The 6948-nt window shown below is 33.4% G+C and carries 6 protein-coding genes; 2 read left to right on the top strand and 4 right to left on the bottom strand.

All coding sequences use genetic code 11. From position 1 onward, the window contains the following. Window positions 1–364 precede the first annotated feature (364 nt). The 4 genes from HHH54_RS05970 to HHH54_RS05955 all read right to left on the bottom strand — a co-directional run bounded on the left by HHH54_RS05970 (window position 365) and on the right by HHH54_RS05955 (window position 4446). Entirely contained in the window at window positions 365–865 is a 501-nt protein-coding gene (locus HHH54_RS05970) for a hypothetical protein (RefSeq protein ID WP_198617932.1), read from the bottom strand. A gap of 233 nt (window positions 866–1098) precedes the next feature. After that, a complete protein-coding gene (locus HHH54_RS05965) occupies window positions 1099–1902 on the bottom strand; it encodes an ABC transporter ATP-binding protein (protein ID WP_198617931.1) in 804 nt (267 codons plus the stop codon). A 267-nt stretch (window positions 1903–2169) separates the two neighbouring features. After that, window positions 2170–3003 (bottom strand): YitT family protein, encoded by an 834-nt coding sequence (locus tag HHH54_RS05960; RefSeq protein WP_198617930.1) that lies wholly within the window; start codon window positions 3001–3003, stop codon window positions 2170–2172. Window positions 3004–3219: 216 nt separating this feature from the next. Beyond that, window positions 3220–4446 (bottom strand): NupC/NupG family nucleoside CNT transporter, encoded by a 1227-nt coding sequence (locus tag HHH54_RS05955; RefSeq protein WP_198617929.1) that lies wholly within the window; start codon window positions 4444–4446, stop codon window positions 3220–3222. Between the two features lie 270 nt (window positions 4447–4716). Between HHH54_RS05955 and HHH54_RS05950 the strand changes: the two genes are divergently transcribed. Together HHH54_RS05950 and feoB are read left to right on the top strand one after the other, a co-directional pair. Further along, window positions 4717–4950: a FeoA family protein gene (locus HHH54_RS05950; protein ID WP_232796266.1), complete on the top strand. Its 234-nt coding sequence runs from the start codon at window positions 4717–4719 to the stop codon at window positions 4948–4950. After that, window positions 4943–6937 (top strand): ferrous iron transport protein B, encoded by a 1995-nt coding sequence (feoB, locus tag HHH54_RS05945; RefSeq protein WP_198617927.1) that lies wholly within the window; start codon window positions 4943–4945, stop codon window positions 6935–6937. The genes HHH54_RS05950 and feoB overlap by 8 nt, the downstream gene beginning before the upstream one ends. Window positions 6938–6948: the final 11 nt, after the last annotated feature.

Here is a 6948-nt window from a genome sequence, read left to right as displayed (position 1 = left end):
CCGTAGGTTCGTAGCTAACATAGCCAGTAAAAACTAAAGATGTTATCCCTTTAATGTCCTTTAACCCTAAATAACCTGTTATTTTTAAATTTTCTCCTTCAATTCCAAAGCATTCTGTTATATCATAATTTATAGGCATAAATATCTCTCCTTAATTTGTTTGTGGGTTACTTACAATTATAGAGATATTTGTGCCGTTTTTATATTAAAAAGTAAAAAATAACGGCTAGTGAATATTTCACCAACCGTTAAAAGTATAGAGCCAATATTTCACTGAAAGTAATCAATGTAAAATATTAAAAAAGCCTTCAAAGTAGTTTGTCACGTCTACTTTGAAAGCTCATGGCTATTAATTATTAAAATTTTAGTTAACATCTTTATAATGACTGAGCTCGTCAAAATCAACCACAACTTGATCCATACGTTTGGCTGTTTCTTTTAAAACATTTCGTGCGACCTTATTGTTAGGATCGAGTTTTAAAATTTGCTTAGCCACATCAAAAGCTTTTTTATCTGAAATAACAGGTGTCGGAATAGCATGAAGTAATAACATTTGTAATAAGCTTTTGACTACTTTGCCTTCTGTCAGCGTAATAGAGGACTCTGCATGATAATACGCTGCATCAAGTGCTCCAGGCACCTCACTCAATGGGTACACTAACAATAAAAAGGCTAAATCATGAATTTCTGGTGTCTCTTCATCTTTTATCATATCTAACAAGCACGTATAGAATAGTACACTTTCTTCATCATGTGCACTTGAGATATACGCTTCTTCAAAATCAAGAAAATCAGTTACAGACATTAAATTTTTAACGGATTCGAATTCGCCATTTAAAACATGTTTCTTTATAATATCTTGCATCGCTAAGCCTCCTAAGCGTATACCGTCTCTTTTAATAAAACCATTTTATCATATTTTTAACTATCTCGCCTATGTCTATAATTAAATAAAATATATTAAGATGAGCCTATTGTATTGATCATTTTATCACATCATCGACTATTAGATATCGGCCTCTAGTTTGAGTTGATATACATTTTAAAAAGCAGTCCATCGTTACACCTCAGTCAACGTGGACCGCTATCAACTAGCATTTATATTTTTTCGTAATGTTTACATAATAAGTTGTAAGTAATTAACATTGGCTTACCAGTTCGTGGATCAGTACTTAACTCTGCGTCGATATTAAAGACTTCTTCTAAAATTTCATTTGTTAAAACTTCGTGTGTTTCTCCTTGTTTAATGATATTACCTTTTTTCATAGTAATGAGATGATCTGAAAAACGTATTGCTTGATTGATATCATGTAAAACCATCACAATAGTTGTTCCATGTTCTTGATTTAGCTCTTGTACTAATTCTAAAATCTCTAATTGATGCGAAATATCAAGATAAGTAGTCGGTTCATCAAGGAAAATAATATCTGTTTTTTGAGCTAATGCCATCGCAATCCATACACGTTGACGTTGACCACCACTCAAGTCATTAACAGCGCGATATTTAAAGTCAATGGTACCTGTAACTCGCATTGCCCAATCAATCTCTGCCTTGTCTTTTTCGCTTAAGCGCCCAAACCCCTTTTGATGAGGAAAACGGCCATATGAAACGAGCTCTCCAACGGTTAACCCATCTGTAACATCTGGAGATTGTGGTAGAATCGCAATTTTCTTCGCAATTTCCTTAGTTGATTGTGTGTGGATATTTTTACCGTCTAAACAAATTTCTCCCTTTTTTGTATTTAATAATCTAGAAAGTGCTTTGAGTAGCGTAGATTTACCACATCCGTTTGGACCTATGATTGATGTGATTTGACCATCAGGTATTTCAACATTTAAGTTGTCGACTATAACACGGTCACCATATCCAATTGTAACTTCTTTTCCCGTTAATCTACTCATCGTCATCCTTCTTTCTTCATATCTGATACATTTATGAAATCATTTATTTTTATTATCATTCTATTATGCGCGATTGAGAATCATTATCATACTCATGGTATTATATCATCTTTTTTTTACAATTTCTAATACATAATCTGAAAACTTTGTATGATATCAGTTAAAAGAGTACAAATCAATCGTATTTTGTCTTGAATAATGTCATAAAAAAATAAGATTAAAACGCCTATGATAAAATTAAACGAAGCGCTTTAATCTTATGACTTTTTAATCTTCTACTAAGAATCCATTTCCATACACATCACGTACATCATGTACAACTACAAATGCATTCTCGTCAATCTTGCGAATTAAACGTTTTGTTCGAGACACTTGTGTTTTACTGATAACTGCATACAATACATCAGTTTCTTTTTTAGAAAAATATCCGCGGCCATTTAAAATAGTAACACCACGACCTATGTCTTCATCTATCATTTTAGCGATACGATCAGGTTCTTTTGAAATGATAGTGACTGCCTTTTTAGGATTTAATCCTTCAATCACAAAATCCATTACCTTTGTACCGATATATAGACCAATAATAGTCACTAAAATTCGATCTAGTGAAATAACAGTTAAAGAAGCTAAAACAACAATTAAATCAAAGAAAAGTAGTGCATAAGGCGTGCTCACATCAAGATATTTATGCGCAATTCGAGCTAAAATCGTTGTACCTGCTGTTGTTCCTCCTGCGAGTACGATAATACCAATACCTAAACCAACACAAAATCCACCAAATACAGCATTAATGATAATATTATCCGTTTCAATATGCCATACATCCGTTAAATCTAAAAATAAGGATATTAAAACTGTTGCCACAATTGTTAAATACATGCTACGTTTGCTTAAAAATTTATATCCTACAGCTATAAGAATAGCATTAACTACAAAATTGGTGATAGCTGGTGAAAGATGGAAAGCATAGTATAAAATAATAGATAGACCCGTTACTCCACCTTCTCCTAAATCTCCTGAAATGATAAAGGCATTTACTCCTGCAGAGAATATAAATGAGCCTATTAACACTAATATTAAATCTCTAACTGTTCGTTTCACCAAATCAGTCCTTTCTTAATTATAATTTGTTATATCATTTGTCATATTATCACAATTTTGTCACAAATCGTACCCTATCCTTAATATATGTATGACTTATCAAGTTTGATAATATCAAAAAGCTAGGTATAGCAAGCTTTCATTAAACCAATATAACCGGTTATCAGAAGCATTACCATCCTAGCCTCTTTAGTTTTTATTAATATGCGTTGCTTATTACCAAGCGAATAGGCCTACAAAACCTGCAGTAAGTAATGAAACAAGTACACCTGCTAATAACATCATTGGTACGTATTTCGAAATAAAATCTGAAGTCTTTTCGTTCACAATACCTTTTAACGTTCCGACAATCATACCTACTGTTGAGAAGTTTGCGAATGAAATTAGGAATGTTGAAATAATAGCACGGCGGTGCGGTTCGTAATTATTAACTTCACCAGCAATCTCTCCCATAACTACAAACTCATTCGTAACAATTTTTTTAGCCATATGTTGCGCTACAATCCAAACTTCATCAAGTGGTAATCCAAGTAAAAACGCAAAAGGCCACATGATTACACCTAAAATTTGATCTAGACCAAAACTTCCTTTAAGTCCAATCAAATGGCCTATGCCACCTGTGATTAAATTCAGTAATCGGTCTGCTAATTCTGCTAAAGCCACAAAACTAATAACAAAAGCGATGATAATGAGCACCAATTTCCCTGCATTTAACACAGAATCTCCTAAGAACGAGAAGAATGGCTGACGTGCTTCATTAGATTTTAAATCATAGATAACATCTTCCATTTCTTCTACACGTACCGGGTTTAAAATAGAAGATACAATCATCGCATTAATAATATTTAGTGGAATCGCTGTTAATACCAACTCTCCAGGAATCATCGTCACATAAGCTCCGACAATTGCCCCAGATACAGAACTCATTGCCATCATTGCAATGGTTAATACACGTGCATCATTCATACGTTTTAATTGTTCACTTGAAACAGCTAATGCTTCAGTGTTACCTAAAAACATCATTTCGATTCCGAAGAACGCTTCAAATTTTGGTTGACGTGTAATTTTAGCTAACACCCAACCAATACCACGCATAATCCAAGGAAGGATGCGAAGATACATTAAAATATCAAAAAGCGGAACAACTAACAGAATTGGAAATAATGCAGCAACAGCCATATCTAACTGCTTAGGTGCTGTCCAACTTGCAAAAGCAAATCCTATACCCGTAAATGCTACATCAATAACCCATGAAATACCATCAGCTGCGAGTTTAACAGCCTTTGTACCTGCAGGGAAATAGACAAAAAGACAGGCTAAAAGTAAATTCATCACAATAAGAATAGCTATAGATCCCCACTGAATATTTTTTCGATCTCTAGAGAACAAAAATGCAATTCCTAAAAAAACAAACAACCCAATGATATTAATTAATAAATACATAAGTACTCCCTCTTATCTTTTCATTCATTTTCTCCACAAGTATACCACGTGCCTTGCATTGTGAGAATATTTTTTTGCAAGCTAAACACTAATTATTTAAGACAAAATCTTTACTTTCATTCGTTTTTAACTCCTATCTCTCTTATTGCATACATAAAAAATTCGGTTTTAAAACTTTTTGAAATTAGCTATTGTATAAAATCTCATTTAGAAGTATTATATAATTGAAAATGATTATCATTAACGTTTGTAAAAGTAGGTGGTTCTATGATGAACATAGCTAATGCAGAAATCGGTGTTACATATCGAGTTGTCGCATTAAATACAAAAAATTACGCTTTAAAGCATCGTTTAAGAGCTCTAGGCTGTCGCGAAGGTTCAAAACTTTCAATCCATCAAAAAGGCATATTTAAAGGTCCATGTACAATTAATGTTAAAGGACAACAAATTTGTATCCGTAATTGCGATGCATGTGATATTCACTTGGAGAACGCCTATGAGTAACGCATACTGTATTTTAGGAAATCCTAACGTAGGGAAAACATCATTATTTAATGCACTTACGGGCTCTTATGAATACGTAGGTAATTGGAGTGGTGTTACCGTTGAGAAAAAGGTTGGACATCTCAAACATCATGTTGGTCAATTGATTGACTTACCTGGTATTTACGATTTAGTACCTGTATCAAGAGACGAAGCAGTAGTTACAGATTATTTATTATCTGAACCTTTTGATGGCATGGTTAACATTATTGATGCAGCACAAATTGAACGAAACTTAAATTTAACCATTCAACTATTAGAATTTGGCGCACCGTTATTAATCGGTTTAAATATGGTGGATGTTGCTCATAAAAGAGGTATCACTATCGATTATCAAAAATTAATGCGTAAACTTTTAGTTCCTATTATTCCAGTTATTGCACGTACTGGTAAAGGAAGTGATGCTGTACTTAAATCATTATCTGATCACAATATGTCCACGCGTAGACCTCTCAGAATTAATTATGGTACTGAGATCGAGTTTCTAATTAAAGATTTAATCGCGTCTTTACCGGAACAATTAAGTTTACATCAAAAGCATTATCGCTTTTTAATACTTCAATATTTACTTGATAATCCATCTGTAATGAACTACTTGGATAAAAGTACTATTGAAAAACTCAACCATATTAAATCATTATTCTTAACTGAACATGCTATGGATATAGAACGTCATATTTTGGAACAAAGGCAATTATATATTGAACAAATACTTGAAGATACACTTAAAATGTCTGATCAACATCAACAATTTGTCACTGAGCGAGTAGATGCATTTTTAACACATAAATTTTTAGGTATTCCTATATTTTTAAGCATTATGTGGCTCATATTTCAAATTACGTTCACATGGATTGGTACACCTTTATCAGATCAACTTGATGCTTTTATTGGTGGTCCTTTTACTGATTTCGTCAAGAACATCATGGATAAAATCGGCATTTATAGTGCGCTTCAAGACTTAGTAACTGATGGCATTATTGCTGGTGTTGGTGGGGTGTTAGTATTTGTTCCTCAGATTCTCGTATTGTTCTTTTTCATCTCACTACTAGAAGATTCTGGCTATATGGCTAGGATTGCGGTGATTATGGATCGAATTATGGAATATTTTGGCCTAAATGGTAAATCATTCATTCCGATGATTATCGGATTTGGTTGTAATGTACCAGGCATCATGGCTGCTCGAAGTATTGAGGAAGAAAAAGAACGCTTAACAACAATTTTAGTGGCACCTTTTATGTCATGTTCCGCACGATTAACAGTATATGCTTTATTTGTAAGTATCTTTTTCGCTGAACATCAAGCTATTATTGTTTTAAGTTTATATGTCATCGGTATCATTGTAGCTCTATTTGTGAGTTTTATATTATCAAAGACAATACTAAAAAAGGATACATCTGTATTTGTTATCGAATTACCACCTTATCGCTTACCGTCTATCAAAACATTGTGGCGTAGTACTTGGGAAAAAAGTAAAGGATTCGTAAAAAAAGCAGGTACATTTATATTTGCAGGTTCTGTGATTATTTGGTCACTTAATTATACTGGTATGAGTGGTTTTGGCGTTCCTGTTGAAAAAAGCTTTTTACATGACATCGGTGCATTTATCGCACCTGTACTTGCACCTCTTGGTTTTGGAACTTGGCAAGCGGGCGCAACTTTAATTCCTGGCTTCTTAGCAAAAGAAGTTGTTGTCAGTGCAATGGCAATTATTTACGCAGTTCATGATGATGCTTTAATTAATATGATTTCTGCACAATTTTCAGCATTATCAGCGTACTCATTTATGATATTTATATTATTATATATCCCTTGTCTTGCTACTGTTGCAGCAATACGTAAAGAAACATCATCTTGGAAATGGACTGCACTTGCAGCCACTTATCCTTTAGCAATTGCCTACACAATCGCTTTAGTTGTTTATCAAATTGGGTCATTATTTATTTAGGAGGTCGTCAT

This window comes from Staphylococcus canis (genome assembly GCF_016238445.1).
GTDB classification, from domain to species: Bacteria; Bacillota; Bacilli; order Staphylococcales; family Staphylococcaceae; genus Staphylococcus; species Staphylococcus canis.
This window is presented reverse-complemented; position numbering and strand designations above follow the sequence as displayed.

Bases quoted from the DNA above. Each gene is read 5' to 3' on its own strand.
- HHH54_RS05950 (WP_232796266.1), top strand. From the start codon at position 4,717: ATGAACATAGCTAATGCAGAAATCGGTGTTACATATCGAGTTGTCGCA.
- HHH54_RS05965 (WP_198617931.1), bottom strand. From the start codon at position 1,902: ATGAGTAGATTAACGGGAAAAGAAGTTACAATTGGATATGGTGACCGT.
- HHH54_RS05970 (WP_198617932.1), bottom strand. From the start codon at position 865: ATGCAAGATATTATAAAGAAACATGTTTTAAATGGCGAATTCGAATCC.
- feoB (WP_198617927.1), top strand. From the start codon at position 4,943: ATGAGTAACGCATACTGTATTTTAGGAAATCCTAACGTAGGGAAAACA.
- HHH54_RS05955 (WP_198617929.1), bottom strand. From the start codon at position 4,446: ATGTATTTATTAATTAATATCATTGGGTTGTTTGTTTTTTTAGGAATT.